This is a genomic window from Mycoplasmopsis gallinacea, from assembly GCF_900660495.1.
Lineage (GTDB): Bacteria > Bacillota_I > Bacilli_A > Mycoplasmatales > Metamycoplasmataceae > Mycoplasmopsis > Mycoplasmopsis gallinacea.
In genome coordinates, this window is sequence record NZ_LR214950.1 from 740,169 (window position 1) to 762,419 (window position 22,251).

General features: G+C 27.9%; 20 protein-coding genes and 1 tRNA gene. 9 read left to right on the plus strand and 12 right to left on the minus strand.

Features of this window, described 5'->3' with window-relative positions; all coding sequences use genetic code 4:
- The first annotated feature begins 120 nt into the window (after nt 1-120).
- On the plus strand, nt 121-273 hold the full coding sequence (gene rpmG, locus EXC51_RS02960) for a 50S ribosomal protein L33 (RefSeq protein WP_129620440.1): 153 nt from the start codon (nt 121-123) through the stop codon (nt 271-273).
- A gap of 69 nt (nt 274-342) precedes the next feature.
- On the opposite strand, the gene EXC51_RS02965 is transcribed toward rpmG, so the two are convergent.
- A complete protein-coding gene (locus tag EXC51_RS02965) occupies nt 343-759 on the minus strand; it encodes a COG3415 family protein (protein ID WP_129620441.1) in 417 nt (138 codons plus the stop codon).
- Nucleotides 760-1,213: 454 nt separating this feature from the next.
- Here EXC51_RS02965 and EXC51_RS02970 point away from each other — a divergent pair.
- Nucleotides 1,214-1,287 (plus strand) — tRNA-Gly (locus EXC51_RS02970).
- A 96-nt stretch (nt 1,288-1,383) separates the two neighbouring features.
- On the opposite strand, the gene rbfA is transcribed toward EXC51_RS02970, so the two are convergent.
- Together rbfA and EXC51_RS02980 are read right to left on the minus strand one after the other, a co-directional pair.
- Nucleotides 1,384-1,722 carry a 30S ribosome-binding factor RbfA gene (gene rbfA / locus EXC51_RS02975; protein ID WP_129620442.1) on the minus strand — a complete coding sequence of 113 codons (339 nt, stop codon included), beginning with the start codon at nt 1,720-1,722 and terminating at the stop codon, nt 1,384-1,386.
- A 62-nt stretch (nt 1,723-1,784) separates the two neighbouring features.
- On the minus strand, nt 1,785-2,972 hold the full coding sequence (locus EXC51_RS02980) for a phosphopentomutase (RefSeq protein ID WP_129620443.1): 1,188 nt from the start codon (nt 2,970-2,972) through the stop codon (nt 1,785-1,787).
- Between the two features lie 148 nt (nt 2,973-3,120).
- Here EXC51_RS02980 and EXC51_RS02985 point away from each other — a divergent pair, with 148 nt between their 5' ends.
- Together EXC51_RS02985 and EXC51_RS02990 are read left to right on the plus strand one after the other, a co-directional pair.
- Nucleotides 3,121-3,717 carry an FMN-dependent NADH-azoreductase gene (locus EXC51_RS02985; RefSeq protein WP_129620444.1) on the plus strand — a complete coding sequence of 199 codons (597 nt, stop codon included), beginning with the start codon at nt 3,121-3,123 and terminating at the stop codon, nt 3,715-3,717.
- A 2-nt stretch (nt 3,718-3,719) separates the two neighbouring features.
- Complete coding sequence (locus EXC51_RS02990; RefSeq protein WP_129620445.1) at nt 3,720-4,316, plus strand: NAD(P)H-dependent oxidoreductase; 597 nt, start codon at nt 3,720-3,722, stop codon at nt 4,314-4,316.
- 120 nt (nt 4,317-4,436) lie between these two features.
- On the opposite strand, the gene EXC51_RS02995 is transcribed toward EXC51_RS02990, so the two are convergent.
- The 7 genes from EXC51_RS02995 to EXC51_RS03025 all read right to left on the minus strand — a co-directional run bounded on the left by EXC51_RS02995 (nt 4,437) and on the right by EXC51_RS03025 (nt 12,957).
- The gene (locus tag EXC51_RS02995) at nt 4,437-5,588 is read right to left on the minus strand and encodes a low temperature requirement protein A (RefSeq protein WP_129620446.1); all 1,152 of its coding nucleotides are present in this window, start codon (nt 5,586-5,588) and stop codon (nt 4,437-4,439) included.
- 187 nt (nt 5,589-5,775) lie between these two features.
- Complete coding sequence (obgE, locus tag EXC51_RS03000; protein ID WP_129620447.1) at nt 5,776-7,041, minus strand: GTPase ObgE; 1,266 nt, start codon at nt 7,039-7,041, stop codon at nt 5,776-5,778.
- A gap of 79 nt (nt 7,042-7,120) precedes the next feature.
- Nucleotides 7,121-9,724, minus strand: a complete 2,604-nt coding sequence (gene secDF, locus EXC51_RS03005; protein ID WP_129620448.1) for a protein translocase subunit SecDF — start codon at nt 9,722-9,724, stop codon at nt 7,121-7,123.
- Nucleotides 9,725-9,786: 62 nt separating this feature from the next.
- The gene (ruvB, locus tag EXC51_RS03010; RefSeq protein WP_129620449.1) at nt 9,787-10,740 is read right to left on the minus strand and encodes a Holliday junction branch migration DNA helicase RuvB; all 954 of its coding nucleotides are present in this window, start codon (nt 10,738-10,740) and stop codon (nt 9,787-9,789) included.
- Nucleotides 10,715-11,317, minus strand: coding sequence for a Holliday junction branch migration protein RuvA (gene ruvA / locus EXC51_RS03015; RefSeq protein WP_129620450.1), 603 nt, complete (start codon nt 11,315-11,317; stop codon nt 10,715-10,717). The genes ruvB and ruvA overlap by 26 nt, the downstream gene beginning before the upstream one ends.
- Before the next feature lie 104 nt (nt 11,318-11,421).
- The gene (gene rpmF, locus EXC51_RS03020) at nt 11,422-11,625 is read right to left on the minus strand and encodes a 50S ribosomal protein L32 (RefSeq protein ID WP_129620451.1); all 204 of its coding nucleotides are present in this window, start codon (nt 11,623-11,625) and stop codon (nt 11,422-11,424) included.
- A gap of 129 nt (nt 11,626-11,754) precedes the next feature.
- Nucleotides 11,755-12,957, minus strand: coding sequence for an MnuA family membrane nuclease (locus tag EXC51_RS03025; RefSeq protein WP_129620452.1), 1,203 nt, complete (start codon nt 12,955-12,957; stop codon nt 11,755-11,757).
- 53 nt (nt 12,958-13,010) lie between these two features.
- Here EXC51_RS03025 and EXC51_RS03030 point away from each other — a divergent pair, with 53 nt between their 5' ends.
- The 3 genes from EXC51_RS03030 (at nt 13,011) to EXC51_RS03040 (ending at nt 17,757) form a co-directional block, all read left to right on the plus strand.
- Nucleotides 13,011-13,934 carry a nucleotidyltransferase gene (locus EXC51_RS03030; RefSeq protein ID WP_129620453.1) on the plus strand — a complete coding sequence of 308 codons (924 nt, stop codon included), beginning with the start codon at nt 13,011-13,013 and terminating at the stop codon, nt 13,932-13,934.
- Between the two features lie 150 nt (nt 13,935-14,084).
- Nucleotides 14,085-15,857, plus strand: coding sequence for an ABC transporter ATP-binding protein (locus EXC51_RS03035; protein WP_129620454.1), 1,773 nt, complete (start codon nt 14,085-14,087; stop codon nt 15,855-15,857).
- Complete coding sequence (locus tag EXC51_RS03040; protein WP_129620455.1) at nt 15,850-17,757, plus strand: ABC transporter ATP-binding protein; 1,908 nt, start codon at nt 15,850-15,852, stop codon at nt 17,755-17,757. The genes EXC51_RS03035 and EXC51_RS03040 overlap by 8 nt, the downstream gene beginning before the upstream one ends.
- A gap of 101 nt (nt 17,758-17,858) precedes the next feature.
- On the opposite strand, the gene EXC51_RS03045 is transcribed toward EXC51_RS03040, so the two are convergent.
- Together EXC51_RS03045 and trmB are read right to left on the minus strand one after the other, a co-directional pair.
- Nucleotides 17,859-19,487, minus strand: coding sequence for an IS1634 family transposase (locus tag EXC51_RS03045; protein ID WP_129619975.1), 1,629 nt, complete (start codon nt 19,485-19,487; stop codon nt 17,859-17,861).
- Between the two features lie 188 nt (nt 19,488-19,675).
- Nucleotides 19,676-20,284, minus strand: coding sequence for a tRNA (guanosine(46)-N7)-methyltransferase TrmB (gene trmB / locus EXC51_RS03050; RefSeq protein ID WP_129620456.1), 609 nt, complete (start codon nt 20,282-20,284; stop codon nt 19,676-19,678).
- Between the two features lie 74 nt (nt 20,285-20,358).
- On the opposite strand from trmB, the gene rsmD reads away from it, so the two are divergent.
- Both rsmD and EXC51_RS03060 read left to right on the plus strand, forming a co-directional pair.
- Complete coding sequence (gene rsmD, locus EXC51_RS03055) at nt 20,359-20,901, plus strand: 16S rRNA (guanine(966)-N(2))-methyltransferase RsmD (RefSeq protein ID WP_129620457.1); 543 nt, start codon at nt 20,359-20,361, stop codon at nt 20,899-20,901.
- Nucleotides 20,894-22,210: a class I SAM-dependent RNA methyltransferase gene (locus EXC51_RS03060; protein WP_129620458.1), complete on the plus strand. Its 1,317-nt coding sequence runs from the start codon at nt 20,894-20,896 to the stop codon at nt 22,208-22,210. The genes rsmD and EXC51_RS03060 overlap by 8 nt, the downstream gene beginning before the upstream one ends.
- Nucleotides 22,211-22,251 lie beyond the last annotated feature (41 nt).

Consider the following 22,251-nt stretch of genomic DNA (forward strand, 5'->3'; position numbering starts at 1 on the left):
TGACATTTCGTTTGCTATTTAATAAATTATTACTTAAAAAATAGTGTTTATACAAAAAGTAGTTTTATAGTATAATATACATACAATTTATAACGTTATAAAATACATAAAGGAGCAATTATGGCTAGAGAAGGATTCACATTAGCATGTACAGAATGCAAAATGGAAAATTACATTTCTAAAAAGAACAAAAAAAATCACCCAGAAAAATTAGAAACTAAAAAATATTGTTCAAAATGTAATGCTCACCAACTTCACAAAGAGAAAAAATAATAAATTTACATAGCGTTTGCTATGTTTTTTATACAAAAAAATCGGACGCTTCCGATTTTTTTCTTATCCCTATTTTTGTTTTTTGCTATTGCAAAAACTAGATAGCCCTAGTGCTTTAAATCTTCTGAAAAGTTGAACATAACTAATGTCAATTTTATCTTGAAGATAATCACGATAATATTGTTTTAATGGCACACATTTAAAATTATTTTGTGTGTTGCAAAAGTTTTGATACTCCATAAATATTTGATTTAATTCTTCTGATGAATATTTAGAAGCATTTGCATTCTTTCTATTTTTATGAAGAACTAAAATCTCTTCCCCTTTTTCAATTTTAATTCTTCATTTGCGTACAGACTCAGGTGATACACCTAGCTTTTTAGCAATTTTCACATTTGATCAATCTTTGTGTTCTTCTAAAAATCTAAGCCTTTTCGTGAGTTTACGCTCATATTCTGTACTTTTACGTTTTAATAATTTGATCATAAACTTATTTCCTTTTTTATTTTTTTATAATTATAACTGTAAAAAAGACATTATAGAACATTTTAAATTGAATTATTGAAAATTTCCACACAAAAAAGTTAGAAAATAATTTTATTTATGCAATTTTTAGAAAATTTTAACCCCATTTACTGGTTATAGGCTTCAAAAGTATAAATTTTCTTGCTATTTTCCCCACAAAATTATGAAAATATTATAAAAATCAGATTTTTTATAACTTTTATTTTTTAAATTTTATTTATTATGTCAATTCTGGCATATTTCACGGATTAATTATTGTAAAAATCAATTTTAAATGTAATATTTTTTATTGCTATTCTCTACCTTTGTGCTATAATAATATAGCTTGTTAAGCAAGATATATAAAAAATTAAAATTTTCAAAAAAATGTTTTGAGATTTTAAAATAATATGCTATAATAATTAAGCAAATAAATGCGAGTATAGTTTAATGGCAGAACTTCAGCCTTCCAAGCTGACTATGAGGGTTCGATTCCCTTTACTCGCTCCATTTCATTTTTATGACCGAAAAAGAACCTAATGGTTCTTTTTTTTTTTTTTTATTTTCTCAAATAAAAATGATATAAAAAATACCTTTAATAAGGCATTAGTTTTCTGAGTTAATTTTTCTTAAAATTTCATCAATTTTAAATCCATTAGCACTAACATCATCAATTTTGAAGACAATTTGAGGCACTTTTCTCCAATCTAATCTTTTGGCAAGAATGCTTCTTACATAACCAGCTGCGTTATTTAATGCTTCGATTCCTTTGTTTTGATTACCAGAAAGGTTAACAAAAACTTTAAGGTGTGAAAGATCTGATGAAAGAACTACATCCATTACAATAGGATCCACAACGTTTGCGTTTTTGATTCCATTTGCTAAAATATCAGCTACAATTTGATGAGCTTGTGATTCTTTTCTTTTTAAGTTAATTTCATTCATATATTAATTATAACAATATAAAAGAAAACTCTCTAAGTTTTTTAACTTAGAGAGAATGAAAACTAAACTAATTTATCGAAAATATCATCACCAGTTTCAGTTACAATTTCTGCACCAAAGTTTCTAGCAACAATATTACCAAGAGTTCCTAAACCATTGAAGTTTTCAAGTGTTTTAGGTTTTTTAAATGATTTAGAATAAATTGTAGCTGGTAAGAATTCACGTGTATGGTTAAATCCAGGATAAGCAGGATCATTTCCGTGGTCACTTGTCATAATTAATAAATCATCTTCTCTTAATACATTAATTAATTTAGCTAATTTGATGTCTAAATCAGCAATGTTTTGAGCAAAACCATGTACATTTCTTCTGTGTCCATAGTGCGAATCAAATTGCACTAAGTTTGTAAAGATAAATTTGTTTTCTGTATCTTCTTGAGCAAGTTCGATTGTGATATCCATTCCTTTAGCATCACTACCACTTGGAATGTGTCTTGAAATCCCTTGTCCTACGAAAATATCATTGATTTTACCTACCGAAATAACTTCAACACCTTGTTTTTGAAGTTCATTTAAAATCATTTCTTTTGGTTTATTTGCATAATCATGACGGTTGAATGTTCTAGTATAATTTCCTTCTTCACCTATGTATGGACGAGCAATAATTCTACCTACGTTTCATTCGGGTCTACTTGAACAAATTTCTCTTGCCGCTTTAGCATATTTATATAAATTATCTAAACCTGTTCATTCCTCATGAGCACAAATTTGTAAAACAGAGTCCATTGAAGTATAAACAATAATTGAACCATTGTTTTTTTCTTCATGAGCAAGTTCATTAATAATATCTGTACCAGAAGCTGCTTTATTACCTACAATTTTCCGTCCATCAAATGCTTTTTCTAATTCAGCAATTAATTCTTTTGGGAACCCATCTTCAAAGAAAGTAGGAAAAGGAACAAGGGTTTTAATCCCCATCATTTCTCAGTGTCCTGCAAGTGTGTCTTTAGCGTTTGACACCTCTTGAACTTTAGCCATGTAAGCTAATTGATTTTTTGTATGATAATTACCATTTAAATTTGTGATGTTACCAATACCTAATTTTTTTCAAGTATCAATTTTGAATTCATCTGCAAATGAAGCAGATCTAATTGTATTAGCACCAGCATCACCAAATGCTTTTTGATCGCGATCAGGTCCAATTCCTAAACCATCTGTAACAATCATAAAAACACGTTTAAATTTAGCCATTTTGACTCCTTAAATATATTGAATATATAAAACTTATATATATTATTAATTTTAAACTTTTTTATTTCAATTAATTTAAATATTTTTGACTTTATTTGTGTAAAATGTAATATAAATATTGCAAAAAGATTAAAAAAGGAGCTAAAAAATGGCAAAAATTTTATTTTTTGATGGAAACTTAATTAATAACGAAAATTCATTTTCTAAAAACGTAACAAACTTTGTTTATGACGAATATGTAAAAAATAATTCTAATGATGAAGTATTACGTTTTGATTTGAACGAAACACACTCAAAAGTATTTTTAAACAAAAATAATATGGCTACTTATTGACAAGAAGTCGAATCTGATAAGTGAATCGATTTATTAAAAAGCGCAGATAAAGTAGTAATTTCTTGTTCAATGACAAACTTTGGGCCAACTGTAGTTGTGAAAAACTTTATTGATTCAATCGCTGTTGCAAATAAAACTTTTAGTTATAAATATTCTAAAAAAGGTGAAGCAATTGGTTTTTTAAATAACTTAAAAGTACTTATCATCGCTTCACAAGGAGCGCCAAGAGATTGATATACTTGAGGTAGTCATATCGAATGATTAAAAGGAACTTGAAATTTCCTTGGAGCGAATAAAGTTGAAACAATCGAAATAGCAGGCACAAAAGTTGAGCCAATTTCAAAAATGACACCTGCAGAATACTTAAAATCAAGAGAAGCAGAATTACAAGAATTAGTTAAAAACTTTTAATAATGAGTAAAAAATTATTATTTATTGATGGTTCTTTTTTCAAAGATGAAAAAAGATCTTTTTCAAAAGCTTTATTAAATCGCTTAGCAAATCACTTTGAAAGACATAGTGATTTTCAGGTTTCAAAAGTAGATTTAAATGAAATTGAGCACTATAAAAGTGTGTTACACGAAAACAACTTAGATTCTTATTATAATGATCCAGATGTTCAAAACTTTTTAAATCAAATTAACAATCATGATCAAATAATTATATCTTCAGCCATTATAAATTGTAGTTTAAGCCCAATTTTAAGGAACTTTCTAGATTCCGTTGCTATTCCAGGGAAAACTTTTACATACAAAAAAGACCAAAAGCCAGAATATGATTTTTCGCAAAAGAAAGTGCATTTAATCATTGAATCAGGTGGAGAAAATGATCCGCGTGATCTAACTAGTCCACTTTATTACTTTAGAAATGTGATGATTTTATTGGGATTCCAAAATTTTGCTTGCACAATAATTGAAAATACAGATGTAGATCCAGAGATTAAAAAAATGGGTTCAATTGCTTATAGTGAAAAAATTTTAGATGAGGTAGTTGCTGAAATTTCGAAATAAGTTATAAAGTAATTGATATTCAAAACATTCATAAAACGAAAGTAATCTTAGTATTACAAAACACCGCTTCCTAATTATTGGGGAAACGGTGTTTTTGTATATCGTAATTTGTTTATTTTATTAATGCTCTTGATTAATTTGTTTTTGAGTATCTTTTTTGGAATAAATGAAAGCATAAAGTTGAATTACCATTATTACAGCCAAAGAACTAGTTAAACAGAAATGGTAAAATAGGTAGCCAATATTGATAAATCCTATTCCGAAAATAAAACCAAGAATTCAAAGTGTGCTTCCGATGTAAATTAAATTAAAACGATATTGCGGCTTTCCAAAAAGATAAAGAATGACAAATAAGCAAAGCACATAAATAATTAAAGCTATATAACAAATAACTCAAATTAAAGTTAATGAAAGTTGATTATGAATGCTAAATTCAAAATCTAAACTTAAAAGACTAAGAGCTATAAATATTAAATAGTGAATAAAGAATAACCAATAAACTCTTTTATTGCCTTTGTGATGATCAATCATATTGTCAAAAAACAATGTGTAATATAAAAATAAAGAACCACAAAATAAAATAGCCAAAATCCCTTTTCAATCTAGGTGTTCAAAATAGTGAGATAAAACAATAAGCATTTCACCAAAGAAAATGATTGTAAGCAGATTTAATCTTTCAATTGCATGTGGTAAATTAATTGGTTTTTCCTTTACAATAAAACGAATGAAGTGAGGAACAAGTCAAGTAATAATCAAAATCACAATTGCAGGATAAATACCTACTGAGTAGCTTAGTTGTGAAATTGAAGCTATTGCAATCCCAATTACAGAGAAAAATGAAATGTGAATATAAAATGCTTTACGATATTCGCAAGCTTCTTTGTTTGCAAATAAAAAGTAAATAAACTGCGCTACAAAACTAAAGACTATAAAACTAAATGCTAAATTAAACCTGGTAAAACTTTCTTCTCAATTATTATTAATTGAATAAGAAATATACATAATAATAGCCATATCGATTAGCATAAATAGTTTTTCAACAAAGGTATCCCTGCCATACCGATTGATAAAAATGGTTTTAGTAACCCAAACGTTGATTAAACTGATAAGCACTAAGCCAAACTTTAAAAAATCTTGAAAAACTATTTTACTATGGTCATCATGTTCAAAAATATTCACAAACCGTGAAATAGCTAAAACAAAAATTAAATCATAAAATAATTCAGCAAGCGAAACTTTTTTAACAAAATTTACTACTGCTTGTTTCATCATAATTTATTCCTTTCACCTAATATTTTTATTTTTAAATTTTATATTTTTTCACTTATCTAAAAAGCTATTTACAAGCATTTTAATATATAGGAATATTATTACAAAAAATGACGAATTACTCTATGTATTAGGGTTATTCGTCATTTTGAATTATTTAAGTGTAAACTAATAAACTATTTGCCTAAAATTATTGTTCATCTTCTCACTCGAATTGGAATCCATAAATTGAAATGGTATCACCTTTAGTTACTCCTTGACGTACAAGTTCTTCTCATACACCAATTTTCTTTAAAATGTTGTTAAAACGAACAAGGTTATCATATGTGTTAATTGGGATTTTGTGATAAAGCTCTTCAACTTTTTTACCACTAACTTCGAAGTAACCTTTGTAAGGATTTTTTACCACATAATCAGGTTCGAAAGTAATTTCTTTTACTTCATTTTCACTATTGTCAATTGGATCATAATCTGTGTGAAGAATCATTTCTCATAAACCTTTTTTCACAAGGTTAAGGTTTTCTTTGTTAATTGCTGAAATAGGGATTACAACAAGATCTGGGTATTTTTCTTTGAATGCTTGCATGTGAGCTTCAAAAGAAGGAAGATCTGATTTATTTGCAACAATTAATTGTTTTTTATTTTCCAGTTTTAAATTATAGCTGTGTAGTTCTTGGTTAATTGTTTCATAATCTTCAATTGGATTTTTGTCTTCTGAACCAAAATCAATAATATGAGCAATAACACGACAACGTTCAATATGTTTTAAGAATTGAATACCAAGCCCTTTACCTAAAGCAGCTCCTTTGATAAGACCTGGTAAGTCAGCAACTGTAAATGAATTTTCATATCATTGGACCATTCCGAGTTGAGGTACTAAAGTGGTAAATTCATATTCAGCTACTTTTGCTTTAGCATTAGAAATAGCATTTAAAAAGGTACTTTTACCTGCACTTGGTTTACCAACAAGACCAACATCTGAAAGAATTTTAAGCACAATTTCTGCTTCATATTTTTCACCAGGCATTCCATTTTCGGTAGTTCTAGGCGCAGTATTTTTAGCGGTTTTGAATTTAGTGTTTCCTCTACCACCTTTTCCACCTTTAGCTAATAAATACGGCTTATCAGGTTCGATAACATCAGCAACAAGTTGTTTACCTTTGTATACTAAAGTTCCAATTGGTACTTTAACATATGTGTGTTTTCCATTAGCCCCATATAAGTTTTTTGGACCACCTTTTACACCATCTTCAGCTACTATGTGTTTATTTTTGTAAAAGCTTAAAAGGGTATTTTTACCAAGGTCACCAACGAAGTAAATATTACCTCCGTTACCACCATCTCCACCGTCAGGACCACCTTTATCAACGTGAGCTTCACGACGGAATGACATCATTCCATCACCACCCTTTCCAGCTTGTAAAACGATCTTAATTTCATCTATAAAACGCGCCATATTACTCCTTTTTTAAAATGTAATTTAAATTATACAAAATTCCCATGAAAGCAAAGAAAAAAGCTAGCTTGGCACTAGCTTAATATTTGAAATCATTAATTCCTTTAAATGTTTGTTCTTCAGGTTTGTTGATATTTCAGTATCCAGTTTGAATTCTCTTTTGAATTCTTCTTTGTCTGAATAATTCTAATTTGCTTCATACTCATGAGCAAATGAAAATTGATGAATAAACCCCAATTAAAATACCAAAAAGCATAACGATGTTAAAGGTAAAGTTAGTTGCATTTTTAAATGCAAGTAAGGTAGCTACTGCAAAAAGAGTTGTTCCTGATGTAAATAAACTTCTTTTTAAAGTATCTGCAATACTTGAATTAATTATGTCTTTAATATCTTTTTTATCTAAAATTTTGTTTGCATATTTGTTTTGGATTTTTTCTCTAATTCTATCAAATGTCACAACTGTATCGTTGATACTTAAACCAAGAATTGACAGCACAGCAGCAACAATAATTGTTGATACTTGTAATCTTGTAATAACAACGAAAGCAATTACCATTAAAAAGTCGTGTAATAAACCAATAATTGCAGCAATTGAGTAAGTTCAATTCATTCTCACAAGAATGTAAATAACAATACCGATAAAGCTAATTCCTGTAGCGATAAAGGCGTTAAGCACTAACTTATTAGCTTCAGCAGCAGATACAAGGTAGTTAGTTACGATTAAATCAGAATTATAATCATTAATTAAGTTTTTGATTTTATCGGCACTATTTGTAAGATCTTGTGATGTCTTAATTGATAAAACATAATTTAATGAATTTGAATCAGCGCTTTGGATTGAAATAACTTTTTCTGGGTTTAGTAAATTTAAATCGCTTGCATTTTTAACAAGTAAAGCTTTTAATTCATTTGCTTGATCAAGTGTAAATTCTTGACCTTTAGCAACATCAGCATTTACTAAGAAGTTAATTCCGCCACTAAATTCGATTGAACGGTTAATTCCAGCACTGAATTCTTGTCCTTGGACTGCAAAAATAGTAAAGACAATTGAACCAGCAATAATAAATATTAATGAAAGAAGAGCGAATCACTTAGCGTTTTTAAGATAATCAGCTTTATTGACTAAAATGCCTAATTTTGAAGTGTGTTTAATATATCTTTTTCTAATTCCTAAAAGGTATAAACGATCATTGAATGCACCGGTTCCGACAAGCATAGTAGCTAGGAAACGGGTAAAGACAAGCATAACTAATAATGTAAATAAGATAGATAAAATAAGAGTTATACTAAATCCTCTAACATCTTTTGTCCCTAAGAAGAACAAGATAAACCCAACAATGATTGTTGTGATGTTTGCATCCATAATTGATGAAATAGACATTTTGTTTGAATTTTTAAAGGCTTTATTTATCGTATCACCACTATAAACTTCTTTCTTAAGTCTTTCAAATGTTATGACATTTGCATCAACACTAATTCCAATTCCGATAATTAAAGCGGCAATTGTAGCTGGTGAATATTCACCTCTAAGTACTGTAAACATTAAAAGTGTTAAGAAAATGTATAAAGCTATACTGATTGTGCTTAACGCGCCTAAAAGACCGTAGTTCACAATCATAAAAAGAGAAATTACAGAGAAAATAACAATACCAGCAATAATTGCATAATCAAACGCTGTGTTATTTAAGTTTGCATTTACATACACACTTGATAATAACTCTAAATCATAACTACTTAAACCAAAGTTGATTTTATTAGCTAATTTTTGAGCTTGAGCAGCTGTGAAATTACCATTAATAATAACTTCTTTTGAGTTAATTGGTGAATTTACAGAAGCTGAACTAATTAAGAAAAGTTCATTAACAGCAATAACATTTTCTTTTATAGCATTAGCTCTATATTGTTTTGTCCCATCAATTTCATATTCTTCATATGGTTTTTCATTAACGTGAATAAAGTTTCATAAGTTGTGATTTGCATTGTTTCATTCAACTGGAAACTCTGTTTTAGCAATATTTATAAGTTTCTCAATATCAAGTCACATTAACACTAAGTTTTGACCTGTCAATTGCTTATCTTGTTGTGATAAGTATTGGGTGGCTCTTGTTCATTCAGCCACTGCATCATTATCGCTTAATGTAATTTGAACTGATTCTTTACCATTTTGATTTGTGTACTTAGCACCATTTTGTTGAAATGGAGGAACTCAATTAATTGGTTCACCATTTTCTAATGAACCCTCTTCGGTGAATTTACCATTGTAAAAAAGAGGTTTCATATTAATGTCAGTAATGGTTAAAAGTGGTTTTTCAACAATTTCAGATTCGAATTCTTTTCTTTCTGCATCTGAAATTTCACCACTTTTTGTAATTCTAATTTTTCCATCACCTTCAGTTGAAACAGATATACCATTTAAACCTGTACCACCTGTAAGACGATTAAATAATGAAGTATTAACTTGTTCAGTTAAAGTTTTATCAGCATTTTGATTGGTTTTACTATCTTTAATTTGAACACGAACTTCAATACCACCACCATAATCTATCGACTTATTAACATTTTTGCTAACAAAAAAAACACTACCAAAAGTGATAGCTAAAAAAGTAGAAATAATAGTGATTGCACTAATTAATCATCTTTTTCAATTTGTAAGTGCAAAGAATTTTTTTATTCTTTCTATCATATTAATAAATATTACCATATTTTGAGCTTTTAATTAGTATTAAATATTACTCAAAAGAAGAGTTATTTATGCAATTTTTGTCTAATTAAATAGTCAATACCTTTGCTTGTAATTCTTCTTCCTCTAGAATTTTTTTCAATTAGCTTTAAATAAAGCAAAATAGGTTCAATTTCATTTATTATGTTCTCTTTTGAGTTCAGTAAAAGTCCGCAAAGTGTATCTAATGATACACATTTTTCTTCAAATCCATCTTTTAAAATGCTCATATATTCAATGTGATCTTTTGTGAGTCCAAATTCATATAAATCCAAATTCTTAAAGGTTTTCATGATAATTCTTTTGTCAATTTCTTTTTGCTCTTGTGAAATTGAAAAATCATTGATTCTTTTTAATAAATGATTAGCAAGTCTAGGTGTAGATCTTGAATATTCAGCAATTAAGCGGATAAGGTTTTCTTGAATTTCGATTTTGAGTGCATTTGAAGATTTTTGAATAATCTCTATCATATTTTCAAGTGTATATGATGAAAGTCTACATAAATAACCAAAGCGATCTTTAAAAGGCTGTACAATTTCATTTAATTTAGTTGTAGCACCAATTAATGTGAATGGTTTAAGCTTCATTCTCATTGCTTTACTATTGCCTTCTGCACCTATAATTAAGTCAAAAACGAAATCCTCCATTGCTGAATATAGGAATTCAACAACTCCTTTATTGATACTATGAATCTCATCAATAAAAACAATATCATTTTCTTTAAGTATTGATAAAATACTGATTAAATCAGACTTTTTCTCTATGTTTGACCCTTGCACATAGTGAATGTTATTATCCGATTCATTAGCGATAATAGTAGCAAGAGTAGTTTTTCCCATCCCAGGCATTCCATAAAAAAGAATATGATCAATTGGCTTATTTTGAACCTTAGCGCTTTTAATCATTACTTGTAGTGTTTTTTTAATTTTTTCTTGACCAATAAATTCTTTAAAATTAAGCGGCCTTAGATCCAAGTTCATTTTGACCCTTAGTTGCTATTATTTTAATGCTATCTTCAACCATTTGGTCAATATTAGTTTTTGTTTTTAAGTTTTCTAAAGCATATTCAATTTGTTTTTTCTTAAATCCTAATGTTTCAAGCGTTTTTGAAACTTCAGAGATGTTATTTAAATCTTCCTTAGTTTTTTTAGAAATATTAGAAGTAATTTTTGCTCATTTTCTTTGTAATTCATTGCAAATATTTTTTGCAACTTTTTCTGAAACGAAGTTAATGGTAGCAAGATCGCTTCATTTATCTTCAGCAATTCATGAAGCAACTAATTCTCATCCTTTATCAAGAATTGCCATAGCTATTTTTGGACCGACTTTGTCAATCGCGATTAAATCAACAAAAAGAAGTCTTTCCTTAAAATCTTTAAATCCATATGTGTTACATAAATAATCAGTTCTGTAATCATATAAATATAATTTGATTTTTTGTCCTACATTATAGCGAGATTCATTTGCTACATTAACAATGTGTCCTTCACCTTTATTTTCTAATATTAAGTTGTTAAAGTTTTTATATACAATTTCTCCAATTTTATAAAGTATCATTTTCTGCCTCCATCTTTAACATATAAAAATTGGAGAATTTGCTTAAAAAAGTACAAAAAATGAACAAAACCGTCGTTTTGTTCACATTAATGCATTTTATATTATTATTTAGCAATACGGTCTTGGTTTGCAACAAAACCAGCAACTTTTTGTCCTTTATAGAATCCACATTCTCTACATACAACGTGTTGTTCTTTCATCATTGTACAGTTTGGGCAAGCTACAAGGTTAGGCATTGTTAATGCACTGTGAGAATTTCTTTTGTGTTTACGTTGTTTAGAAGTCTTACGTTTAGGAACAATAGCCATTTTCACCTCCTTTAAAAATTTTCATGAAAATTTGTTTTCTCTATTATACTCAATATTTTTTAAACACTAAGTTTTTTAGTTAATAAAGATTGCTTTTTAATTTTATCAAATATAAAAAATAACAAAAATTTATTTTTTATACACAACAGTCATAGTTATAGGAGCATGATCGCTTATTTTTCTAACTATATTAAAATCTGAGTCAGAAGCAGTAGAATTTTCTTTTTTAAATAACTGACGGTATTTTAAGCGATCATATTTTTCCGAATATTTATTAAACATATTAACAATGTCATATTTAAAAAGTTCTTTGTACTGTTGTGAAGGATTTTCGTTTGCATCGATTACATCAAGTTTTTTACCTTCTATAAAAAGAAACTTGTCATATGGGTTTGCATAAGGGTTTGAACTACTTGATCCTAAACTAGTTTCATAAATTTCTAAATCAACTGAATTGTAGTAAGTTTGGTATTTATTAATATCTTCAAAGTGTTGAAAAATAGCATTATTATTAGGTTTAATATTTGTATCCCCGCCAAAAATAATAGTGGTTTCAGGATCGACATATTTTTTCACAAACTCAAATACTTGTGCAAGTCCAAAAGCTTCTGATACTTCTTGACTTCCTTGTCCTGATTTACTAATATTTACTCCTTGATAATTATCTGGCAGTTTTACATCACTTTCACCATTTTTAGAATTACTATCTGGTGAATCAAAGTGCGCAAAAATAGTAGCAACTTTAGCACCATTTACTTTGTTTTCAAAGTAGTTTATCATTGGAAATCTTGTATAAGTTGTATTTTTATCCGCACCAACAAATTTTATAGGTTGCTTAAATGACATTTGATTTTGAGTTAAACCATTAAAATTAATAGGTTTAAAAACATTTTGGTCATAAAGAACAGCAATTTGCTCTCTTGAGTTTTCAAAATCCGGATTAACTGCATCATTTTCATTTTGAATAATTGAAGCGTAATTATGCTTACTTTGAAGTTTGTTTAACCTTTCAACAATGTTTGCAACTTTATCTCCTGCTCCGTGATTAATTTCAGTTAAGCCAATAATTGAAGAATCTAAATTAGCAAGAATTTCAGTGATTCCTGTTACTTTTAATGAACCTTTATTTGAATTTTTACCACCATAATTAAGGATGTTTCAATGAGTTATGTTAAATCCTTCTTTATTCAATGAAATATTTTTATTTGTGGTGGTTTGCTCTGTTTTGAAAAATTTATCATAAACAAAATAACCACCAATTGCAATAGCAGCAATTGCTACTGAAGCAACTGAAGAAATTATTGGTGCTTTTTTCATTCTTTTCTTTTTCATTATTCCCCTTTTCTTTGTTTTCTAATAATACTAAATTTAGTATTATTTAATATATGTTTTTAAGAGAAAAAAGGCCACATGTAGGTATAGTTGTAGAATATAATCCCTTTCATAATGGGCACATTTATCAAATTGAACAAATTAAAAAAATGTTTCCAAATTGCAAAATAACTGTTGCAATGAGCTATAAATACTCTCAAAGAGGTGAAATAATCATAGCTCCTTGAAGAGTAAGAAAAAAATATGCTAAAAAATATGGTGTAGATAAATTTGTGAAGCTTCATACTGATATTTCAGCTCAAGCTGCTCATATTTTTGCATCTGAAGCTGTCTTAAAATTAGCTAAAAAAAGTATCAATTACTTAGTTTTTGGATCTGAAACCAACGATGTGGATTTATTTTTAAAAATTGCTAATTTAATTAAAAATAACTCAGATCAATACAACCTTCTTATTAAAAAATATTTAAAACAAAAAGGTAATTCTTTTCCTAGAGCAACTAATTTAGCTTTAAGCGAGCTTTCAGGAAGCAATATCACAATGCCTAATGACATTTTAGGTCTTGAATATGTCAAGACCATCGTTAATCACAATTTGGATATTACTCCAATTTCAATTTTAAGAACGATTGATTTTCATTCCGAAGAGACAAATAATCAATTTGCTTCAGCTTCAAAAATTCGTTCAATGCTTGTAAACGGTGAAGATATTTCTCCTTTTACCCCTATACCTAGGTATAAAATGACTTCTAAAAATATTAGTGATACTTACAAAAAGTTCCAAAAAATTGTTATCAATACTCAAAAAGAAAAGCTCGCAAAAATGAAGATGATCACTGAGGGAATGGAAAATTTATTTAAGAAAAACATTCATTTAGAAACTTATGAAGAGTTTGTAGAAGCCTGCGTTTCTAAGCGTTATACCCGCAGTAGAATTAAGCGAGCTTATCTTTTTGTTTTGCTTAAAAAATATAAATAATTGCATAAAAACCGAAAACTCAAGTTTTCGGTTTTTTAGTGTGGAATATATTACATATGCACAAGTTAAAATAAATTGAAAATACTTTTTTAAAAAATAAAAAGCATAAAATAATTTATAAATTATAAAAAAATAAAAAAGGAAGGAAAAATGCAAAAAAATAGTAAAAAAGTATATTTATACCCTTTTACAACAGGGTATAGACTTGTTTCTTTTTTATCAGGTTTCTTTGTTATTTTAGAAGTTGTAGCACAAGTTCTTATTCCATTTTTCATTAGTGAATTAATGGATAAAGGACTAAAAGTCGGAACGGCAATAACCGATATGCATGCTATTGTGAAATATGGACTTATTATTTTAGGTCTTTCATTTATTTCTCTTATTTTTGGTATTCTAAGTGGTGTCTGTGCTTCTAAAGCTGCAGCTGGACTTGGTAAAAATATTCGTAAAGCTATTTACGAAAATATTGTCTCACTTTCATTTAAGAATTTAGACAAATATTCAAGTGGAAGCTTAATTACTAGAATGACTAATGACATTATTAACGTGCAAAATGCATATTTGGTGATTGTTAGAACTTTAGTTAGAGCACCAATTATGATTGTTTTTGCAATCATAATGGCTTTTGTAAATGCAGCAATGCTTGCTTCAGTATTGATTGGAGTTGTATTTGTACTTGCAATTATTGTCTTTACAATTATGTTTTTAGTATTTAAAAGATACGGATTAATGCTTAGTTCTTATGATAAATTAAATAATAAAATCTCTGAGAATTTAATTGCAATGAGAACAATTAAAGCATTTGCAAAAGAAGAAAAAGAATTTAAAGAATTTGAAAAGCAAACCAAGGATGTGAAAAGAATTTCAATTTATACTGAAAAATTAATGTCGCTTTCACAACCTATTTTCTCGGGAGCTATTTATTTATGTGTTTTTGCGTTTATTTTAATTGCAACAAACCATATGGTCCTTACTCCATTTAATGAATGAACCATTACTCCAGGGGTTTTAGTTTCATTTTTTGGATATATGTTCCAAGTGCTTATTTCGTTTGTGCTTGTTGCTATGAGTGTTGCAACAATTACAATTGCTAAAGCTAGTGTTGGTAGAATTAAAGAAATTTTAGGTGAAAAAAGTTACATTCAAAACCCAGAAAACCCAATTACAGAAGTTAAAAAGGGTTCAATTGAATTTGTTGATGTTTATTTAAAATATAACACACATGCTCAATTAGAAAACTTAAGCAATATTAATTTAAAAATTAATGCAGGTGAAACAATTGGAATTATTGGTGAAACAGGTAGTTCAAAAAGTTCATTAGTTTCACTTTTACCTCGTTTATATGATGTTACCAGCGGAAAGGTTTTAATTGATGGCCACAACGTTAAAGATTATGATGTAGCAACATTAAGAGATGCAGTTTCAATGGTACTTCAAAAAAATACACTCTTTAGCGGAACTATTCGTGAAAACATGCTTTGAGGAAACGAAAATGCAACTGATAGTGAAATTATTGAGGCTTTAAAACAAGCTTCAGCATATGAATTTGTATTCGAAAAAGAAAATGGTTTAGACTCAAAAGTTGAAGAGGGTGGAAACAATTTTTCAGGTGGGCAAAAACAACGTTTATGTATCGCAAGAGCACTTCTTAAAAAGTCAAAAATTATTGTACTTGATGACTCAACAAGTGCTGTTGATAATAATACAGATCGTAAAATTAGGGAAGAATTTTCTAATAATCTTAAAGATGTAACTAAATTAATCATTGCTCAAAGAATTACATCAATTGAAAATGCAGATCGCATTATTGTTCTTGATGATGGAAAAGTATCTGGATATGATACACATGAAAATTTATTAAAAAATAATGAATTTTACGCAAACCTTTGAAAAGACCAATTAGCAGGAGGTGTAAATGAATAGAAAAAAATCTAAATTCGATTCACAAACCTTCAAAAAATTAATGAAATTCATGTGAGAAACTAATAAAGTTTACTTTTCATTAATTGTATTTGGGATGATTGTAACAGCTGCTACATTTTCACTTAGTCAATCATTTTTAGGTATCGTTCTTTTTAATAAATTTTTAGTCCCATATTTCATTAGTGGTGCTAAAAAATTCGATTGATATGGATTTACAATAGCGATTATGCTTTTAGGACTGATGTATTTAATTGGTGTAACTTGCCAATTTGTTGCTTCAAGATTGTCAATTTCACTTGCTCATTCCACAATTCAAAAATTAAGAGTCAGTTTATATTCAAAAATGCAAAAGCTACCAATTAAATACTTTGACACTAATCTAAATGGAAACTTAATTTCAATTTATACAAATGATATTGATACATTAAGAGAAATGATTTCTCAAAGTTTCCCGCAAATTATTAACTCAATTGCAACAATTTTCATTTTATTATTCTTAATGTTTTACTACAGCTGATTTATGACACTTATAGTGCTTTTACTTGTGTTTGTACTTATGTTTTTCTCAAGTAAATTTGCTATTTATTCAGGAAAATACTTTGTGCAAAGACAAAAGAGTTTAGGTAAATTAAATGGATTTATAAGTGAAATGATTAATGGGGTTAAAGTTATTAAAGTCTTTAACCATGAACAAAAATCAGTATCTGATTTAACAGTAAAAAATGATGAATTTTACAAAAGCGACTTTAAATCTAAAGCTATAATGAACATTTTATTCCCGCTTTTTATGAATATGGGGAATATTAATTATGCAATAGTTGCTCTTATTGGTGGAGTTATTTTAGCTAATAACGGACATGTTGGATCCTTAAATATAGGTTTAAACATCGGGGTATTAGTTTCGTTCCTTCAATATACAAGAAGTTTCTCAAACCCAATTGCAACAATTAGTCAACAGTTCAACACAATTTCAGTAGCTATTGCTGGAGCTCAAAGAGTATTTGCTGTTTTTGAAGAAAAAGAAGAACAAGATCTTGGGACTATTGAAATAGTTCGTGAAAGAGATTTAAATGAAGCTGAAAAAGAGGTTTTATCTGCGTTAAACCTTGAAAAATCTAATTTCTACTACAAAATGCCTGTAGATGGCAAAGTAACATTTAAAGAAGCTAAAGGACAGGTAGTATTTAAAAATGTTTACTTTGGATATACAGACCAAAAAATGATTCTTAAAGATATTAATTTAGAAGTAATGCCTGGTCAAAAAATTGCTTTTGTTGGAGCAACTGGAGCTGGAAAAACTACAATTACCAACTTAATTAACCGTTTCTATGATGTAAATCAAGGTGAAATTTTACTTGACGGAATCAATCTTGAAGAAATTAAAAAATCTTCATTAAGAAAATCACTTGGTTTTGTACTTCAAGATACTTCTCTTTTCAGTAAAAGTGTTAAAGAAAACATCTCTTATGGAGTTGAAAATGCTCTGAAAGAAGATGTTGAATACGCAGCTAGCGTTGCGAATGCAGATCGTTTTATTGGTTTAATGGAAAATGGATTTGAAACTGAGCTCGAAAATGCTGGTGAAAACATTTCTCAAGGTCAAAAACAACTGCTTTCAATTGCTAGAACAAGTATGCTTCAACCAATGATTTTAGTCCTTGACGAAGCTACAAGTACAATTGATACTGAAACTGAAAAACACGTTCAAGAAGCTATGTATAATTTAATGAATAACAGAACTTCATTTATTATCGCTCACCGTCTTAGCACAATCAAAAACGTCGATAAAATTGTGGTTTTAGATAAAGGTGAAATTGCTGAGCAAGGAAGTCATAAAGAACTTCTTGCTCAAAAAGGTATGTATTACAAACTTTATACAGGTGCTATTGAACTTGATTAAAACAAAAGACCTGAGTTTCCAAGTTGAGACACTATAAAAAACGAATACAGCTATAAATAAGGTGTATTCGTTTTTTTACATTTAAAATTACACACATAGAATTAACTCATACATGCGATGAAATCTTTATAAATTTTTATATTTTCTTTGTGGTTTTCATCCAAATCATTAATTATTTCTTGTACCACTTTTCCATTTACTTCTTTTTTTGTTATAGTCATCATTCTTAATGAATCCACAAATAAATCTAACGTCACTTTTTGTATTTCTCCATTGATTTCATAATATTTCTTTAATTTATAAAGACAGTATTTTAAAACAACAAGAGCAATGAAACATAATAAAAGATGTGCAAGTATATGCTGTTCATTATGAACAAAAACAGGTCTAACTTGTAAAGAAGATTTTAATGTTCTGAAATTTTCTTCTACTTTTCATTGTTTTCTGTAAATTTCATTAGCTTTTTCTGGTGTTAAATCTAGAATATTGGTTTCAATAATGTAAAAACCATCTTCAGATTCTTTTTTCTTAATTTTCTCTCAATTTAATTTACCCACTGTTTTGCCATCAATGTCCATATATTTCTTTTTATATTCTGGAACTAAAGAACTAAGTGGCAGTTCTCCATTTACAGTTTTCTTATTCAATTTATCAATAAAATTATTTCTTTTTAATTTATCTAAAGTCTTTTTCCCAGGACTGAAAAACACACATCATTTTCTGTATTTACCATTAAATCTATTTTTATTTCAAACAGATTCAACAATTTGTTCTTTTCAAAACATTTCATCTCTAAAAACATAATGTTTGTCTTCAAGAATGAATTTTTTCATCCCAATACTTAATGTATCTAATCTTTTTTGGAATATATATTTAATTCCTTTTTGTTCTAGGAAACGTAAGTTTGCGTTGTTATTTATTCCACGATCTGCAACTATTGTAATATCCTTTATTTTATAGATTGATTGAAGTTCTAAAACGAAGGATAACATTGTTTTACCATCAGCCGTGTTACCTGGGAAAACTTTATAGTGTATTGGTATTCCGTTTTCGTCTACAGCCATTGCTATGACTACTTGATCTTCATTGTGTTTTCCGTCTTTTGAAAAACCGTTTTTTCTCATCCCTTCTCTTGTAAAGCTTTCAAAATAAACTGTTGTGTTATCGAAGTGAATAACTTTATTATTGCGATTTGTAAATTCATTTATTTTTTGAAATAAATTGACTAAAACAGAGTTCTTATTTTCAAAAATAACATCAAGATAGTTATATATTGATGATTTTTTAACATTAATATCATTTATAAAATCGCTTTTATTTTTATATTGTGACATATAGCTTCTTGGAAGGATAATTCTAGTTGCTATGAAAAATTCCAAAACCTCTTCTAACGATTTATGTTTACTTTTTGGCAATACTGAAAATAAATCTAATTCTTTAATAACTTTATAAATTAAATCAACTCCAATATTTTGGATACTTGTTTTTACAGAAGTGGGTTTTAATAATTTAAAAAATTCTTCTTTTGCAATAGCTTTATCTAAAGATGTATCTACTTTTTTTGCTATTTCTTTCATATCTTCAATTGAAGATAATCCATACTTTTCTTTGATATCTTCTCAGTATCCTAGACCAACCTGATTTCCATAACCTTTTTTAAAACCTTTAGAAATAGCTAAAACTAAATAATATTTTCCATTTTGTTTTTTCTTGCATAAACTGTAACTCATGCTCTTATTATATCATTTTATGTGTGTAATGTAAGTAAAAAAACATTTTTTTCTTTAGGTCATATATCTTTGATATATGTATAAAAAATAAGCCTAAAAAATAGGCTCAACTTGGAAACTCAGGTTTATACAGGTGCTATTGAACTTGATTAAAACAAAAGACAAGCTAGATAAGCTTGTCTTTTTGATTAATTTGGCTTAGCAATTAAAAAGTTAATGTTTTTCCCAAGTGCTGATCATTTTTGTTCATAACCAGTTTGATAATTATCTGCATTATACTTACTTTTATGCAAATCAGTAGTTAGGTCAATTATTGTTCAATTATTTTCTTTAAAAGATTCTACAGAATAGTTGAATAACTTATCATTATCGGTTTTGAATTTTAAAACGCTATTTGGATTCATTATCTTTCTGTATTTTTCTAAGAAAGTTTTGTAAGTTAAACGACGTTTTTCATGTGCATTTTTAGGTCATGGATCACTAAAAGTAAGTCAAATTTGGTTCATTGTTCCGTCAAAAAGTTCATCAATTTTTGTAGCATCTTCAGTGATAATAAAAAGGTTTTCTAAATTAAGTTCATTAATTTTTTTAAGGATTTTATTGGCAACTGTTGGATACTTTTCTAACGCATAATAAGTGATATTTGGGTTATTTAGAGCTAATTGAGTGATCATTTCACCTTTTCCAGCACCAATTTCTAAAATATCATTTTCATTAACTTTAAGTGGGAAATTTTTAATTAAAAATTTGGATTGAGCTAATTTATCAGCTGCAGTTTTGTCATGTCTTAATCTCATATTTAACTATTATAATATAAAAAAGTATTTATAATTTATAAACATATATTTAGTAAAAATAAGGAGAAGTTATTATGCTAAGAATTATTTCAGGAAAATATCGCAATCGTAAAATTGAGCAACCACCACTTGAAACTTCTAGACCTACAATGGATAAGGTAAAAGAATCAATTTTCTCAAGCATTCAGTTTAAAATTGTTGATAAAACGTTTCTAGATCTTTTTTCAGGAAGTGGTTCAATGGCAATTGAAGCAGTATCAAGAGGAGCTTCAAGTGTAACTTTGCTTGAACTTAACAATGTAGCTTTTAACATTATTAAGAAAAATATTTCGAGTTTGAAAATTGATAATATTAATGCAATCAAAAAAGATTCACTTTTATTCTTACAAAATACTAATGAAACCTTTGACTTTGTTTTTATTGATGCTCCATATGCTAACTATGCTCTTTTAAATGATTCTTTAAAGTTAATTGCCAAGCGAAATATTCTTAATGAAGATGGCGAAATTATTGTTGAAACTAATAAAGTGTCAGAAGTGATTATCCCTGAAGGTTTAAGAGTATTTAAAAGTAAAAGATATGGAAAAGTAGATATTTTATATATAACTCATGAATAATTTAAATAATCAAGTTTTAACACTTAAAATTGAAAAAATCACTTATGAAGGTCTAGGTCAAGCTACCCTAGAAAACGGGCATAAAATATTTGTTTATAACGCTTTTACAAACGAAGTTGTAAAAGCTAAAATTATTAAAAGCAACTCAAAATTTTCTTTTGCACTTGTAGAAGAATTTATTGAGCAAAATAAATCTATTAGAAATGAAAAATCTTACAATTGCGTCTCTTCCAACCCTTTAATTAACCTTAGATATGAATATCAAATTGAGCTTAAACAACACTACTTACAAACCTTATTTTTAAGAAATTTAAATTTAGATCCAAACGTTTTACACTCATTTTATGGGGCTAAAAACATTTATAACTACCGCAATAAAGCAACTTATCCACTTTTTGTAGACCAAAATAAACTTCGTTATGGAGAATATAGAGCAAAATCTAACATTTTGATTAATACAGATAATTTAGTTCTTAATCAGAAATCAATTAACCAAGTTTTATTAAAAATAGTTAACTTAATCAACTTGGAATTTGATCATTCTCATTTAGATAATTTCAAAGAAATAATCCTTAAAACAAACAATAATAACGAAACAATTGTTTGTTTAAAAGTTATAGGGCAAATTGATTTTAGCGACCACTTCCTTTCTAAAACCAAGGAGATTCGTAATTTAATTCAATTTAAAATTGTTAATTTAGATACTTCTAAAGAAGCTTTAACTTGAACTAAAAAGTCATTTATTATCTCTCTTTTGAATAAGAAATTTTCAGTTTTAGACAAATCATTTTTTCAAATCAACAATGAAATAGCATCTATAATGTTTTCAAAAATTAAAGAAAAAATTTCATCTTTAAATCAAAAGGTAATTGTTGATCTTTTTTGTGGAGTAGGGACAATTGGTCAACTTGTTTCTGAAGAATCTATGAGCATTTTTGGTGTTGATATAGAAGAGCAATCAATCTTTTTAGCCAATAAAAATGCGCTTAAAAATAATTTTACTAAAGCTTTTTATGAAGCTGAAGATGTGTTTAAATCTAAAGAATTAGAAAAACATTTAAATAGTGATGATAGTTTTGTTATTTTAGACCCGCCAAGAAGCGGACTTAATGACGCATTAATTGATCTTATCGCTAAAAAAGGTGTGAAAAATATAGCTTATATGTCCTGTGATCCAAGGACTTTGGTTAGAGATTTGAAAAGATTTACTGAAGTTTATAACTACAAAATTGACTTTGTACAAGGTTTTGATATGTTCCCTAATACGTATCACATTGAAACGATTGTGTTTATGCATAAGAATGATTAATAAATAAAAATGAAAATCTTTCTCAAAAAAGCTTGAGAAAG